Here is a 12,158-nt window from a genome sequence, read left to right as displayed (position 1 = left end):
CTCACGGCGCCGAGCCCGCGGCGGCGCGGGAAAACCGTTCCGCGATCCGGGTCAGCCGCTCGACCAGCCCGGGCGGCGCCTCCTCCACCACGAAGTCGTAGTCCCACTGCGCGAGATAGAACGGCACCGCGTCGAGGTTGTGGGCGCCGGTGCGGAGCCGGCAGCTGTGCTCGTCGACCGGCTCCACCACCCCGGCCGTCGGCGGGACGCGCTCGGCCAGCACCGAGGCCGGCACGGCCACGCGCACCACCACCTGATGCGCGTACGGCGCGGTGGAAATCGCGCGCGAGACGTACGCCGCGAGGTCGGCCGCGGGCGGTTCCCTTGGGGTGAAACGGAAACCGGGCGCCGGGACGCCGTCGACACGGTCCACGCGGAACGTGCGCCAGTCCTCGCGGCCCAGGTCGTACGCCACCAGGTACCAGCGGCGTCCGGTGTGGACCATCCGCAGCGGCTCGACGTTCCGCTCCCCGACGTCGCCCGCGTGCGTGCCGTAGGTGAAGCGCAGGCGCTCGTGGTCGCGGCAGGCGGCGGCGATCACCGTGAGCACCTCCGCGTCCACCACCGGACCGCCGCTGCCCAGCGTCAGCGTCCCGGTCTGCAGCGCGCTCACCCGGTGCCGCAGCCGCGCGGGCAGCACCTGCTCGAGCTTGGCCAGCGCGCGCACGGACGTCTCCTCGATCCCGGACACCGTGCCGTTGGCCGCCGTCCGGAGGCCGACGGCGACGGCCACGGCCTCGTCGTCGTCCAGCAGCAGCGGCGGCAGCGCGGCCCCGGCGCCGAGCCGGTACCCGCCCGCGACCCCGGGCGTCGCGTGCACCGGGTAGCCCAGGCCGCGCAGCCGTTCGACGTCGCGCCGGACCGTGCGGACGTCCACGCTCAGCCGCTCGGCCAGGTCCGGCCCCGGCCAGTCGCGCCGGGCCTGCAACAGGGACAGCAGGCGCAGCAGCCGCTCGGAAGTTCCGTACATGCGCCTCACTCTGCCAGACAACGCGGACAGTTCCGGTCCGCGTTGCCGGGCAGGACTTGCCGTCACCCGCCGCAGCCGGTGAGAGTGGCGCATGCAGATCGACCCGCTGAAGCTGCTCGCCGTCGCCCGCGCGGAGGCCGAGCTGGGCCAGGCCGAGGGCGGCGTGCCGATCGGCGCCGCGCTGTTCGGCCGCGACGGCACCCTGCTCGGCCGCGGGCACAACCGCCGCGTGCAGGACGGCGACCCGTCGCTGCACGCCGAGACCACGGCCTTCCGCAACGCCGGGCGCCGCCCGCACTACCGCGACACGATCATGGTCACCACGCTCTCGCCGTGCTGGTACTGCAGCGGGCTGGTGCGCCAGTTCGGCATCCCGCACGTGATCATCGGCGAGGCCGAGACGTTCCACGGCGGGCACGACTGGCTGGCTGGCCACGGCGTCACGATCGAGCTGCTGGACGACCCCGCGTGCACCGCGCTGATGACCGATTTCATCTCCCAGCGCCCGGAACTGTGGTTCGAGGACATCGGAGTTCCGTCCACTTCGGACAATCCATAGGAGACGACCATGCCCGCCGCCGTCCCGCTCGTCGACCTGTCCCCCTGGTATGCCGGCACGCCCGAAGGGCAGGCCGCGGTGGCGGCCGAGATCGACCGCGCGCTGCGCGAGTCCGGGTTCCTGCTCGTCACCGGCCACGGCGTGCCTTCGGAATTACGCGATGGCACGCGGGAGCTGGCGCGCCGGTTCTTCGCGCTGCCAACCGAAGTGAAGCAGCGGTACGCGGTGACCGTCGGCGGACGCGGCTGGCTGCCGCCCGGCGTCGAGGCCAACGGTTACGCCGAAGGCACCGAAACGCCGCCGGACCTGAAGGAGTCGTACTCGGCCGGTGCGGACGCGGGCGTCGGCGACCCGGAAGTCGACGGCTTCTGGTTCCAGCCCAACGTCTGGCCCGCCGAGGTCCCCGGCCTGGCCGCCACCGCGCGGGAGTACATGGCCCGCATGCGCGCGCTGTCCGACGACCTGCTGCGGGTCTTCGCGCACGCGCTCGCCCTGGAGCCGGACCACTTCACGCGGCACACGGGCCGTCCGACCTACACCTTCAACATCAACCGGTACCCGCCGCTGACCAGCGTCGGCCCGCCCGAGCCGGGCCAGTTCCGGATCGGCCCGCACACCGATTTCGGCACCGTGACGGTGCTCGACCGCCAGTCCGGCGCCGGCGGCCTCCAGGTCTGCACGGCCGAGGGCGACTGGGTCGACGCGCCCTTCGACGAGGCCGCGTTCACCGTCAACATCGGCGACCTGATGGCCCGCTGGACCGGCGACCGCTGGCGCTCCACCCGCCACCGCGTGCTGCCCCCGCAGGCCGCCGCCCCCGACGAAGACCTCGTCTCGCTGATCTTCTTCTACGAAACCGACCACGACGCGCGCATCACGTCACTGGCGCCGCCGCTGGGCCGCGCCGCCTACCCGGAAGTGCTCGCTTCGGCTTACCTGAAGGAGAAACTGGACGCGATCACGATGTCGTGAAGAACCTCGTGAACGCTCAAGACGCGCGAACCGTCCGATTGCGGCCGCTCTCCTTGGCCTCCCGGACGGCCGCGCCGGCCGCCGCGAAGACCGCCGCCACCGGGTCGCCGTGATCAGGGCGCGCGGCGACGCCCACGGAGACCGTCGCCCAGGCGAACTGCGGGCTGCCGTAGGCCGCTTTCAGCGCGACGGCCGTCGAGGCGACGCGCAGGCGGATGCGCTCGGCGATGGCCAGCGCGTCGAAACTGCCGGTGCCGGGCAGGAGCACGGCGAACTCGCCGCCGCCGGAGCGGCCGACCAGGTCGGCGGACCGGACCTCGGCGCGCAGGGTGTCGGCGATCGCGCGCAGGACGGCGTCGCCGACGCGGCGGCCGTGCCGGGCGTTGAGGCCGCCGAAGTCGTCCAAGTCGAGCACCAGCACGGCGAACGCGGGCGCCGGCGCCTCCCGCGCGGCGTCCCACCAGGCGACGGCCGTGAGCACGCCGGTGCCGGGGTCCACAGAGGTCTCGTCGCGACCCGCGCGGCCGGACTCGCCGCGGTAGAGCACCACCAGCCCGGCCGTGAGCGGCAGCAGCACCCACGGCGAATCCGTGACGGCCCAAGCCAGCGCGACGCCGAGCGCCAGCATCGCGCCGTCGAACAGCACCGCCGAAGCGCCGCAGGACGGGCGGCCGTCGACGGCGGCCGGGAGCCCGGCGTCGACCACCCCGAACACCAGCGCCGCCACCACGGCCAAGACGATCGACGCCGGCCCGGTCAGGATCAGGAACCCGGCGGCCAAGAGCACGGCCACCGCCGTCGCCGCGATGTCGAACACCTGCCGGTACGCCGGCAGCCGCCGGATCCGGGCCCAGCGGTGCAATCCGGACACCACCGCCAACGCGACCGCGAGCAGTGGCGGCAGCACCACCGCGCCGGCCAGCAGCCAGGGCGTGCCGAAACCCGGTCCCAGCAACGATTCCCCTCGGCCGCGTTCCACTGAGCGGCACATTTCGGCGGACGCGAGCAGCCCCGCGAGCAGCATCGCGAACGCTTCCGCGGAGGTGAGCGAAACCGGCACCAGCAGTGCGGCGGCGACGGTCCCGGCCAGCGCGGCGAGGTCGGCCACCAGCACCAGGGCCCGGCGGGGATGGCGCCACAGCGCCCAGCCGGCGAGCGAGGGCAGCCGCCGGCGCCGGGCGGCCGGCGCCGAATCCCCCATCATTTCGGCAAATTAGCCCACCCGGACGCCGCTGTCACTCCGCCTACCGTGGCACCGTGGCCCGGCGACGGCGGTGACCTACTTTCGTACTGTCTGTCTTTTTCCGCCCGCGCGGGGACCTTGACACTTCCTAATGGTCTAGTCCACCGTGAGCTGGCACACAACCCGCCTCCTGGTTGATACCGCCGCATCATCTTCGGAGGTACTCCGCACCGCACGCCCCGGCGTGCGTCCCCACCGCTGGAGGACCTTATGCAATCCCTGCGCCGCCTGGCCACGCTCGCGCTCGCCGCGGGTGCCGCGCTGGCCACCACGGCCGGCCTCGCCCCTTCGGCGATGGCCGCGCCCGATCCCGTGCTCGCCTCGCCCTACCTGTACCAGTGGGGCGGCCAGTCCGACCCGGCCGCGGCCATGTCCGCGACCGGCGTCAAGTCGTTCACCCTCGCGTTCATGCTGTCCAACGGCACCTGCAACCCGCAGTGGGACGGCAACCGCGCGCTCGACGGCTCCGACGCCTCGCTGATCAAGACCATCCGCGACGCCGGGGGCGACGTGATCCCGTCGTTCGGCGGCTGGTCGGGGAACAAGCTCGGCGCCACCTGCGCCTCGCCCGAGGACCTGGCCGGCGCGTACCAGAAGGTGATCGACGCCTACCAGCTCAAGGCGATCGACCTCGACATCGAGAACACCGACGAGTTCGAGAACCCGACGGTGCAGGACCGGATCCTGAACGCCGTCAAGATCACCAAGGACAAGAACCCCGGCCTGCGGGTCGTCGTCACCATGGGCACCGGCACCACCGGTCCCACCGACACCGGCAAGCGGCTGATCACGCAGGCCAAGGCGCTCGGCGCGGACATCGACGTCTGGTCGGTCATGCCGTTCGACTTCTCCAGCGGCGGCGACATGGCCGCGATGACCGAGTCCGCCGTCGACGGGCTGGCCGCCGAGCTGAAGTCCACCTTCGGCTGGGACGACGCCACCGCGTACAGCCGCAGCGGCCTGTCCTCGATGAACGGCAACACCGACAACGCCGGCGAGACCGTGACCGTGGACAACTTCACCTCGATCCGCGACTACGCGACAAGCCACCACCTGGGCCGCTTCACCTTCTGGGCCACCAACCGCGACTGCAGCGGCAGCGGCGACTGCAGCGGCATCGACCAGGAGCAGTACGCGTTCACCAAGATCGTGGCCGGTTACAACGGCTGATCGCTTTGCCGTGAAGGCCCCCTTCCCCGCGTTCGACGCAGGGAGGGAGGCCTTCACGGCGTTCAGCAGCAGTGGTCACCACGCCAGGCTTCGCGGCCTTCCTTCACCGCGACGGCCGCGATCACCAGCGCGACGGCGGGGTCGGCCCAGGACCAGCCGAAGAGGCTGTTGAGGAGCAGGCCGACCAAGAGCACACCGGAAAGGTAAGTGCAGAGCAGGGTTTGCTTCGAGTCGGCCACGGCGCTGGCTGAGCCGAGTTCCCGGCCGGCGCGCCGCTGGGCGTAGGAAAGGCCCGGCATCACCAGCAGGGACACTGCGGCCAGCACGATGCCGACGGTGGAGTGTCCCGCGGCCTCGGACCCGAACAGCGACCCGGCCGCGTCGGCCGTCACATAGGCCGCGAGCGCGAAGAACGACAGCGCGATGACCTTCAAAGCCGTGCGTTCACGGGCTTCGGGATCGGCGCCGGAGAACTGCCAGGCGACCGCGGCGGCCGAGGCGACCTCGATGACGGAGTCCAGCCCGAAGCCGATCAGCGCGGTGGACGACGCCGCCGAGCCGGCGGTGATCGCGATGACCGCCTCGACGACGTTGTAGGTGATCGTCGCCGCGACGAACCAGCGCACTCGCCGCGACAGCACTGCCCGCCGGGCCTCGTTTTCCACCGCGGGCGAGGCGCAGCAGGCGTCCTGGGTGGACGGTGCCGTGAGGTTCTCCGGCCGCTCGGTCATCGGGCCACCTTGTCGTCGACGCAGGGCTCGGCGGTGTCGACCGCGAGCACGACCTTGGCCAGCTCGTCGAGCGCCTTGGCCAGATGCGGATCGGCCAGGGCGTAACGCACCTGGCGGCCCTCGTACGCCGCGACGACCAGCCCGCACCCGCGCAGGCAGGCCAGGTGATTGGACACGTTCGACCGCGAAAGCCCCAGCTCGGCGGCAAGTGCGCCGGGGTAACGGGTCCCGTCCAGCAGCGCGACCAGGATCCGGCACCGGGTCGGGTCGGCCAGCGCGCGCCCGAGCCGGGCCAGCGCGTCCCCTCGCGTCTCACACTTCAGCACAGGGGCGACAGTACATCATCAGCTGAACTATTAATCGCCCGCTCCGGTCCTGCCGATCATCGGCGGCGACGCTGAGCCTGGACGCGAGCCGAGGACATGACACGCGTCCCGCAGCTTCTTCCGCACCACCGACTTCTCCCCGATGCCCCCCCCCCCGGCGCGGAGGACGGGCTCGGCGGGGTCTCGGGCTACGACGTCGCCGAGACCACGGACGTCAGGCGCGCCAACGGGTTCAGGCGAGCCGCACGACGATCTTGCCCCGCACGCCGCCCTGTTCCAGCGCCCGGTGCGCGGCGGCGGCGCACCGCGTTGGCGGCGATGTAGCCCAGCGAGCGGACGGGGTGGTCGAGGTCGAACGCGATGGTCACCATCCGCCCGTGCGCGGTGAGCAGCCGGTGGAAACCGGGCAGGCCGGAGCCGACCGTGTCCAGGATGACGTCGAAGCGGCCCAGGCCTCCGGGCGCGCGGTGGTCGATGGCCTCGTCCGCGCCCAGTTCCTCGGCCAGGTCCAGGTTTCCCGCGCTGGTGAGCGCGGTGACGTGGGCGCCCATCGCCTTCCCGAGCTGCACCGCGACGTACCCGACACCGCCGGTCGCGCCCCGGACCAGCAGCCGTTCGCCGGGCGCGAGTGCCGCCATGTCCCGCAACGCGGTGATCGCCGTGGTCCCGACGGGCAGCGTGACGGCCTGCACCGCGTCGAGCCCGGCCGGCACGTGGTCGAGCCGCTCGGGCCGCACCGCGACGTACTCCGCGGCCGACCCCATCCTCCGGCCGATCTGACCCCAGACCAGGTCGCCGGCGGCGAACCGGCTGTCCCCGGCCGCGACCACCTCGCCGGCCAGGTCGATCCCCACGCGCTTCGGGAATCGCTTGCCGCTGAAGGGAAGCAGCCGCCCGGCGCGCATGGCCAGCTCGCCGCCGTTGACCGAAACCGCGTGCACGCGCACCAGGACTTCGCCGGGGCGCGGTCGTGGCATGGGCGCGGTGGTCACGGAGAGGACGTCGGCGGGGCCGTACCGGTCGTAGGTGACGAGCCGCATCGAAGGGGAGGTCATGTCCCCGTTGTAGCCGCGGAACCGGGTGGGGTCATCCGCTTCGGCGGAAGTGAGGGAAGCCCGGACGGCACCGCATCGCTTGCGGCCGTCGCCGGCTCAAAGCCTCATCGAACGCGCGAGCGAGACCGCGACGCGCGGTGACCGATGGTGTTCGTTCAGGCGGCCTGAGTGATCAGCAAGGCGGCGTGCCCGGCCTCGGTCAGCCGGGCGGGCACCAGGCCGACGGAGACCTCGACGGCGGGGCGGATGTAGCCGCCGTGGGCCAGCAGGTGCGCGGTCATCTGGTCACAGCAGGCGAATCCGTCGACGAAGAGGTCGGGCTCGCAGCTCGACGACATCTGGGCCCGGTCCGCGGCGACGGCACGGAGCATCGCCATCGCGCGGTGGGTGAGTTCGACCTCTGCCTCTGCTGAACCTGAACCTGAACCGGACACCGGAACCGACCTTCTTCCAAGAGCGCTTACTACGGGTTATCGCCCGCTGCTCCAATAGTGTTAGCAACACCACTGAGACGTTGACTAGACCTCTGCCGTTCCTTCGAGCCGGGCTTCCAGCGTTCGTGCCCATTCGCACACGATCTGGTCCCGGCGGCGGGCGTCGTCGGTCAGCAGATTGGCCAGGCCGAGGCCGCGGGCCAGGTCGAGCGTGGCCTGGATCAGCTCGCGGACGCCGGGCCGGCTCTCGTCGGCGCCCAGCAGCTCCACCGTCACCCGGTGCGCCTCCCGGCCGACCCGCGCCTCCAGCGGCACGATCACGCCGCGCAGCTGCTCGTCGGTGGAAGCGACCGACCAGAGCTGCAACGCGGCGCGGAACATCGGCCCGGTGTAGAGGTTGAGCACCATCCCGACCACCCGCTCGATCCGCGAAGGCCCGCTCGGCAGGCCCGCGGCCCGGGTGCGCAACTCGTCGAGCTGGGCCTCCCCGAGCAGCTCCACGGCCGCCGCGACCAGCGACTCCCGCGTCGGGAAGTGGTGCTGGGCAGCGCCGCGGGACACGCCGGCGCGCTCGGCGATCACGGCCACCGTGACGCCGTGCCAGCCCCGCTCGCCGATGCAGTCCATGGCGGCCTCGATCAGCCGGCGCCGGGTGGTGCGGCTGCGCTCCTGCTGCGGTTCCCGGAGCATCAGGCCGGATCGACCCAGAAGTCGAGCTGCAGGTCGGCCTCGGTGCCGCCGATCCGGTACTTCGAGAGGTCCGTGACGCCTTCCTCGCGCAGCACCTCGTCGTCGAGGAAGAAGTTCCCGGTCGTCTCCCGGCTGGGGCGGGTGAGGATCGCGTACGCGGCGTCGGCCATGATCTCCGGCGTCCGGCTGCGGTCCGCCAGCTCGGCGCCGACGACGTTGCGGATCGCCGCGGTGTCGATCGTGGTGCGCGGCCACAGCGAGTTCGCCGCGATGCCGTCCGCCTTCAGCTCCGCGGCCAGGCCGACGGTCACCAGGCTCATCGAGTACTTCGCGATGCTGTACGCGAGGTGCCCGGCGGTGAACCACTTCTCGTCGAGGCTGATCGGCGGCGAAAGCGTGAGCACGTGCGGGTTCGCCGCCCGGCGCAGGTGCGGGATGGCCAGTTTGGACAGCAGGAAGGTGCCGCGCGCGTTGATGTCCTGCATCAGGTCGTACCGTTTCATGCTGACCTGCTCGGTGGGCGTCAGGTCGATCGCGCTGGCGTTGTTCACCACGATGTCGATCCCGCCGAACTGCTCGACGGTCTTCGCCACCGCGTCCGCCACGCCCTCGTCGTCGCGGACGTCGCCGAGGATGGGCAGCGCGCGGCCGCCCGCCTTTTCGATGGCCGCGGCGGCGGTGTAAATGGTGCCGGGCAGCTTCGGGTGCGGTTCGGCGGTCTTGGCCAGCAGCGCGACGTTCGCGCCGTCGGCGGCCGCGCGCAGGGCGATCGCCTCGCCGATGCCGCGGCTGCCCCCGGACATGATGATCGTCTTGCCGGCCAAGGTGGCCATGGGAAACCTCCGTTGCGGGTCAGTAGGACTTCGGCAGCCCGAGGCTGTGCTGCCCGACGAAGTTGAGCACCATCTCCCGGCTGACCGGCGCGATCCGGCCCAGCCGCACCGCGGTGACCAGCGAGCCGAGGCCGTACTCGGTGGCCAGCCCGTTCCCGCCGTGGGTCTGCACCGCCTGGTCGACGGCGTGGATCGCGGCCTCGGCGGCGGCGTACTTGGCCATGTTGGCGGACTCGCCGGAGGCGAAGTCGTCGCCCGAGTCGTAGAGCGAGGCGGCCTTCTGCGTCATCAGCTTGGCCATCTCGAACTCGATCTTGATCTGCGCGAGCGGGTGCGCCAGGCCCTGGTGCGCGCCGATCGGCGCGCCCCACACCTGGCGCTCGTTCGCATAGGCCACGGCCTTGTCCAGCGCGTACCGGGCGGTGCCGAGCGAGAACGACGCGCCCATGATGCGCTCCGGGTTGAGCCCGGCGAACAGCTGCGCGATCGCCGCGTCCTCGTCGCCGACCAGCGCCTCGGCGGGCAGGTGGACGTCGTCGAGGAACAGCGAGAACTGGTTCTCCGGCGAGACCAGGTCCATCTCGATCTTGGTGAACTCGAAGCCCGGCGCGTCGGTGGGCACGATGAACAACGCCGGCTTGAGCCGCCCGGTCTTGGCGTCCTCGGTGCGCCCGACGACCAGCACGGCGTCGGCCTCGTCGACCCCGGAGATGTACACCTTGCGCCCGCTCAGCACCCAGTCGCCGCCGTCGCGCCGCGCGGTGGTGGTGATCTTGTGCGAGTTGGACCCGGCGTCGGGCTCGGTGATCGCGAAGACCATCTTGCGGCTGCCGTCGGCGATGCCGGGCAGCCACTGCTTCTTCTGCTCGTCGGTGCCGAAGCGGGAGATCACCGTGCCGCAGATCGCCGGCGAGACGACCATCAGCAGCAACGGCGAGCCCGCCGCGGCGAACTCCTCCAGCACCGCGCCGAGGTCCGCGATCCCGGCGCCGCCCCCGCCGTACTCCTCGGGCAGGTTCACGCCGAGGTAGCCGAGCCGTCCGGCCTCGTTCCACAGCTCGACGGTCTTCTCGCCCGAGCGGGCCTTCTTGGCGTAGTACTCGTGGCCGTACTTGCGCCCCAGCTCGCCCGCCGCCTTGCGCAGCGCGGCGCGCTCCTCGGGCTCGACGAAGTTCATCGCGTTCATGCGCTCTCTCCCAACACAGCGTCTCCCACCACGGCCAGAATCGTGCCGACCTCGACCTGCAGCCCGACCTCCACCGGCAGCTCGGTGACCACGCCGTCGGCGGGCGCGGCGATCCGGTGCTCCATCTTCATCGCCTCCAGCCACAGCAGCGGGTCGCCCGCCGCCACGACGTCGCCCGCGGCCACGGCGAGCCGCACGACCGTGCCCGGCATGGGCGCGACCAGCGAGCCCGCCGCCAGCGCCGCGGCCGGGTCCGCGAACCGCGGGGCCACGCCGAAGGTCACCGGCCCGAGCGCGGACTCCACAAAGGACTCCGAACCGTGCCGCGCGACGGTGAACGCGCGGCGCACGCCGGAAACGTCCAGCACCACCCGGCCGGGGTCGGCGCTGACCAGCTCGACGCCGTCGTAGCCCTCGGCCCGCAGGCCGTCCCGGGTCAGCGCGTAGACGACCTCGTACTTCGTGTCGCCACGGCTGAACTCCTTGCGCTGCCCGGCCGAACGCACGTTGCGCCAGCCGCTGGGCAGCCGGCCGAGCGTCCGCGCGCCGGCCCGGTTGCCCGCCGCGTCCGCCAGCGCCGCGGCGAGCACGGACAGCCGTTCGGCGTCCACAGTGGCCAGCGGCTCCGCCAGCGTGGCCAGGCCGTGCCGGTCGAAGAACGCGGTGTCGGTCTCCCCGGCCAAGAACGCCTCGTGGCGCAGGACGTTCACCAGCAGGTCGCGGTTCGTGACCACACCGTGGATCTTCGCGCCCGCGAGCGCCGAAGCGAGCCGCCGGGCCGCCTCGTCGCGCGTCGGGGCCCAGGCGATCACCTTCGCGAGCATCGGGTCGTAGTGCACGCCGACGACGGAACCGGACTCGACGCCGGAGTCCAGCCGCAGACCGGCGCCGGGGGTGAATTCACGGTCGACGCCGGGGACCTCGAAGGTGTGCAGCGTGCCGCTCTGGGGCTGCCAGTCGGCGACGCCGTCCTGGATCGTCACGGTCTCGGCGTACAGCCGGACCTCGATCGCATGTCCTTGCGCCGCAGGCGGTTCCGGCGGCAGCTTGGCCCCTTCGGCGATCGAAAGCTGCCAGGCCACCAGGTCCAGCCCGGTCACGTTCTCGGTCACCGGGTGCTCGACCTGCAGGCGGGTGTTCATCTCCAGGAAGTAGAACCGCCCGTCCGGCCCGGCGAGGAATTCGACGGTGCCCGCGCCGACGTAGTCGATGGCCTGCGTCGCCTTGCGCGCGGCTTCGAACAGCTCCGCGCGCATCGCCGTGTCGACAAAGGGAGAAGGCGCCTCTTCCACGACCTTCTGGTGCCGCCGCTGGATCGAGCACTCCCGCTCCCCCACCGCCCACACCGTGCCGTGGCGGTCGGCGAGCACCTGGACCTCGATGTGCCGCCCGGTCTCCAGGTAGCGCTCGCAGAAGACGGTCGGGTCGCCGAACGCCGAGCCGGCCTCGGCCCGCGCGCCCTCGATGGCTTCCGCCAGCTCGCCCAGCTCCCGCACCACGCGCATGCCCCGCCCGCCGCCGCCCGCGGACGCCTTGACCAGCAGCGGCAGCTCGGCCTCGGTCACCCCGGCCGGGTCCAGCTCGGCCAGCACCGGCACCCCGGCCTCGGCCATCAGCCGCTTGGACTCCACTTTGGAGCCCATCGTCGCGATCGCCTCCGGCGGCGGGCCGACCCAGGTCAGGCCCGCGTCCACAACGGACTGGGCGAAAGCGGCGTTCTCCGACAGGAAGCCATATCCCGGGTGCACGGCGTCGGCGCCCGCGTCGGCCGCGGCCTTCACGATCAGCTCGCCGCGCAGGTACGTCTCCCCCGGCGCGCTGCCCGGCAGCCGCACGGCGACGTCGGCCTCCGCGGCGTGCGGGGCGCCGGCATCGGCGTCCGAGAACACCGCCACGGTGCCGATCCCGGCGTCACGGCAGCTGCGGAACACCCGGCGGGCGATCTCGCCGCGGTTGGCGACCAGCAGGTTTCGCATCACGAATCCACCC

At 72.3% G+C, this 12,158-nt stretch carries 13 protein-coding genes; 3 read left to right on the top strand and 10 right to left on the bottom strand.

Annotated features, from left to right (window positions below):
- Position 1 precedes the first annotated feature (1 nt).
- Positions 2-970 carry a helix-turn-helix transcriptional regulator gene (locus BMY97_RS21995; RefSeq protein WP_091618997.1) on the bottom strand — a complete coding sequence of 323 codons (969 nt, stop codon included), beginning with the start codon at positions 968-970 and terminating at the stop codon, positions 2-4.
- A 91-nt stretch (positions 971-1,061) separates the two neighbouring features.
- On the opposite strand from BMY97_RS21995, the gene BMY97_RS21990 reads away from it, so the two are divergent.
- Positions 1,062-1,529 (top strand): nucleoside deaminase, encoded by a 468-nt coding sequence (locus BMY97_RS21990; RefSeq protein ID WP_091618995.1) that lies wholly within the window; start codon positions 1,062-1,064, stop codon positions 1,527-1,529.
- 9 nt (positions 1,530-1,538) lie between these two features.
- Positions 1,539-2,501, top strand: a complete 963-nt coding sequence (locus tag BMY97_RS21985; RefSeq protein ID WP_091618993.1) for an isopenicillin N synthase family dioxygenase — start codon at positions 1,539-1,541, stop codon at positions 2,499-2,501.
- 16 nt (positions 2,502-2,517) lie between these two features.
- On the opposite strand, the gene BMY97_RS21980 is transcribed toward BMY97_RS21985, so the two are convergent.
- The gene (locus tag BMY97_RS21980; protein ID WP_245787429.1) at positions 2,518-3,705 is read right to left on the bottom strand and encodes a diguanylate cyclase; all 1,188 of its coding nucleotides are present in this window, start codon (positions 3,703-3,705) and stop codon (positions 2,518-2,520) included.
- Positions 3,706-3,954: 249 nt separating this feature from the next.
- On the opposite strand from BMY97_RS21980, the gene BMY97_RS21975 reads away from it, so the two are divergent.
- Positions 3,955-4,914: a glycoside hydrolase family 18 protein gene (locus BMY97_RS21975; RefSeq protein ID WP_177231479.1), complete on the top strand. Its 960-nt coding sequence runs from the start codon at positions 3,955-3,957 to the stop codon at positions 4,912-4,914.
- A 62-nt stretch (positions 4,915-4,976) separates the two neighbouring features.
- Here the strand turns inward: BMY97_RS21975 and BMY97_RS21970 are convergent, their stop codons facing one another.
- The 8 genes from BMY97_RS21970 to BMY97_RS21935 all read right to left on the bottom strand — a co-directional run bounded on the left by BMY97_RS21970 (position 4,977) and on the right by BMY97_RS21935 (position 12,148).
- Entirely contained in the window at positions 4,977-5,645 is a 669-nt protein-coding gene (locus BMY97_RS21970; protein ID WP_091618991.1) for a cation efflux transmembrane domain-containing protein, read from the bottom strand.
- Positions 5,642-5,971 carry a Cd(II)/Pb(II)-sensing metalloregulatory transcriptional regulator CmtR gene (gene cmtR, locus BMY97_RS21965; RefSeq protein ID WP_091618989.1) on the bottom strand — a complete coding sequence of 110 codons (330 nt, stop codon included), beginning with the start codon at positions 5,969-5,971 and terminating at the stop codon, positions 5,642-5,644. The genes BMY97_RS21970 and cmtR overlap by 4 nt, the downstream gene beginning before the upstream one ends.
- Before the next feature lie 188 nt (positions 5,972-6,159).
- Positions 6,160-7,026, bottom strand: a complete 867-nt coding sequence (locus BMY97_RS21960; protein WP_245787428.1) for an NAD(P)-dependent alcohol dehydrogenase — start codon at positions 7,024-7,026, stop codon at positions 6,160-6,162.
- Positions 7,027-7,181: 155 nt separating this feature from the next.
- The gene (locus tag BMY97_RS21955; protein ID WP_091618987.1) at positions 7,182-7,403 is read right to left on the bottom strand and encodes a hypothetical protein; all 222 of its coding nucleotides are present in this window, start codon (positions 7,401-7,403) and stop codon (positions 7,182-7,184) included.
- A 141-nt stretch (positions 7,404-7,544) separates the two neighbouring features.
- The gene (locus BMY97_RS21950; protein WP_091618985.1) at positions 7,545-8,150 is read right to left on the bottom strand and encodes a TetR/AcrR family transcriptional regulator; all 606 of its coding nucleotides are present in this window, start codon (positions 8,148-8,150) and stop codon (positions 7,545-7,547) included.
- Positions 8,150-8,983, bottom strand: coding sequence for an SDR family oxidoreductase (locus tag BMY97_RS21945; protein WP_091618983.1), 834 nt, complete (start codon positions 8,981-8,983; stop codon positions 8,150-8,152). Before BMY97_RS21945 ends, BMY97_RS21950 begins: the two co-directional genes overlap by 1 nt.
- A gap of 19 nt (positions 8,984-9,002) precedes the next feature.
- Positions 9,003-10,169, bottom strand: a complete 1,167-nt coding sequence (locus tag BMY97_RS21940; RefSeq protein ID WP_091618980.1) for an acyl-CoA dehydrogenase family protein — start codon at positions 10,167-10,169, stop codon at positions 9,003-9,005.
- Positions 10,166-12,148, bottom strand: a complete 1,983-nt coding sequence (locus BMY97_RS21935; protein WP_091618978.1) for an acetyl/propionyl/methylcrotonyl-CoA carboxylase subunit alpha — start codon at positions 12,146-12,148, stop codon at positions 10,166-10,168. Before BMY97_RS21935 ends, BMY97_RS21940 begins: the two co-directional genes overlap by 4 nt.
- Positions 12,149-12,158: the final 10 nt, after the last annotated feature.

It is taken from the genome of Amycolatopsis saalfeldensis (assembly GCF_900110575.1).
Classification (GTDB): domain Bacteria; phylum Actinomycetota; class Actinomycetes; order Mycobacteriales; family Pseudonocardiaceae; genus Amycolatopsis; species Amycolatopsis saalfeldensis.
The sequence above is the reverse complement of the archived record's forward strand: the minus strand, read 5'-3'. Positions and strand labels throughout refer to the sequence as shown.

What these genes read in the sequence shown, in the direction of transcription:
- BMY97_RS21975 (WP_177231479.1), top strand. Translation starts at nt 3,955, where the DNA reads ATGCAATCCCTGCGCCGCCTGGCCACGCTCGCGCTCGCCGCGGGTGCC.
- BMY97_RS21995 (WP_091618997.1), bottom strand. Translation starts at nt 970, where the DNA reads ATGTACGGAACTTCCGAGCGGCTGCTGCGCCTGCTGTCCCTGTTGCAG.
- BMY97_RS21970 (WP_091618991.1), bottom strand. Translation starts at nt 5,645, where the DNA reads ATGACCGAGCGGCCGGAGAACCTCACGGCACCGTCCACCCAGGACGCC.
- BMY97_RS21945 (WP_091618983.1), bottom strand. Translation starts at nt 8,983, where the DNA reads ATGGCCACCTTGGCCGGCAAGACGATCATCATGTCCGGGGGCAGCCGC.
- BMY97_RS21950 (WP_091618985.1), bottom strand. Translation starts at nt 8,150, where the DNA reads ATGCTCCGGGAACCGCAGCAGGAGCGCAGCCGCACCACCCGGCGCCGG.
- BMY97_RS21940 (WP_091618980.1), bottom strand. Translation starts at nt 10,169, where the DNA reads ATGAACGCGATGAACTTCGTCGAGCCCGAGGAGCGCGCCGCGCTGCGC.
- BMY97_RS21985 (WP_091618993.1), top strand. Translation starts at nt 1,539, where the DNA reads ATGCCCGCCGCCGTCCCGCTCGTCGACCTGTCCCCCTGGTATGCCGGC.
- BMY97_RS21980 (WP_245787429.1), bottom strand. Translation starts at nt 3,705, where the DNA reads ATGATGGGGGATTCGGCGCCGGCCGCCCGGCGCCGGCGGCTGCCCTCG.
- BMY97_RS21955 (WP_091618987.1), bottom strand. Translation starts at nt 7,403, where the DNA reads ATGGCGATGCTCCGTGCCGTCGCCGCGGACCGGGCCCAGATGTCGTCG.
- BMY97_RS21990 (WP_091618995.1), top strand. Translation starts at nt 1,062, where the DNA reads ATGCAGATCGACCCGCTGAAGCTGCTCGCCGTCGCCCGCGCGGAGGCC.
- BMY97_RS21960 (WP_245787428.1), bottom strand. Translation starts at nt 7,026, where the DNA reads ATGACCTCCCCTTCGATGCGGCTCGTCACCTACGACCGGTACGGCCCC.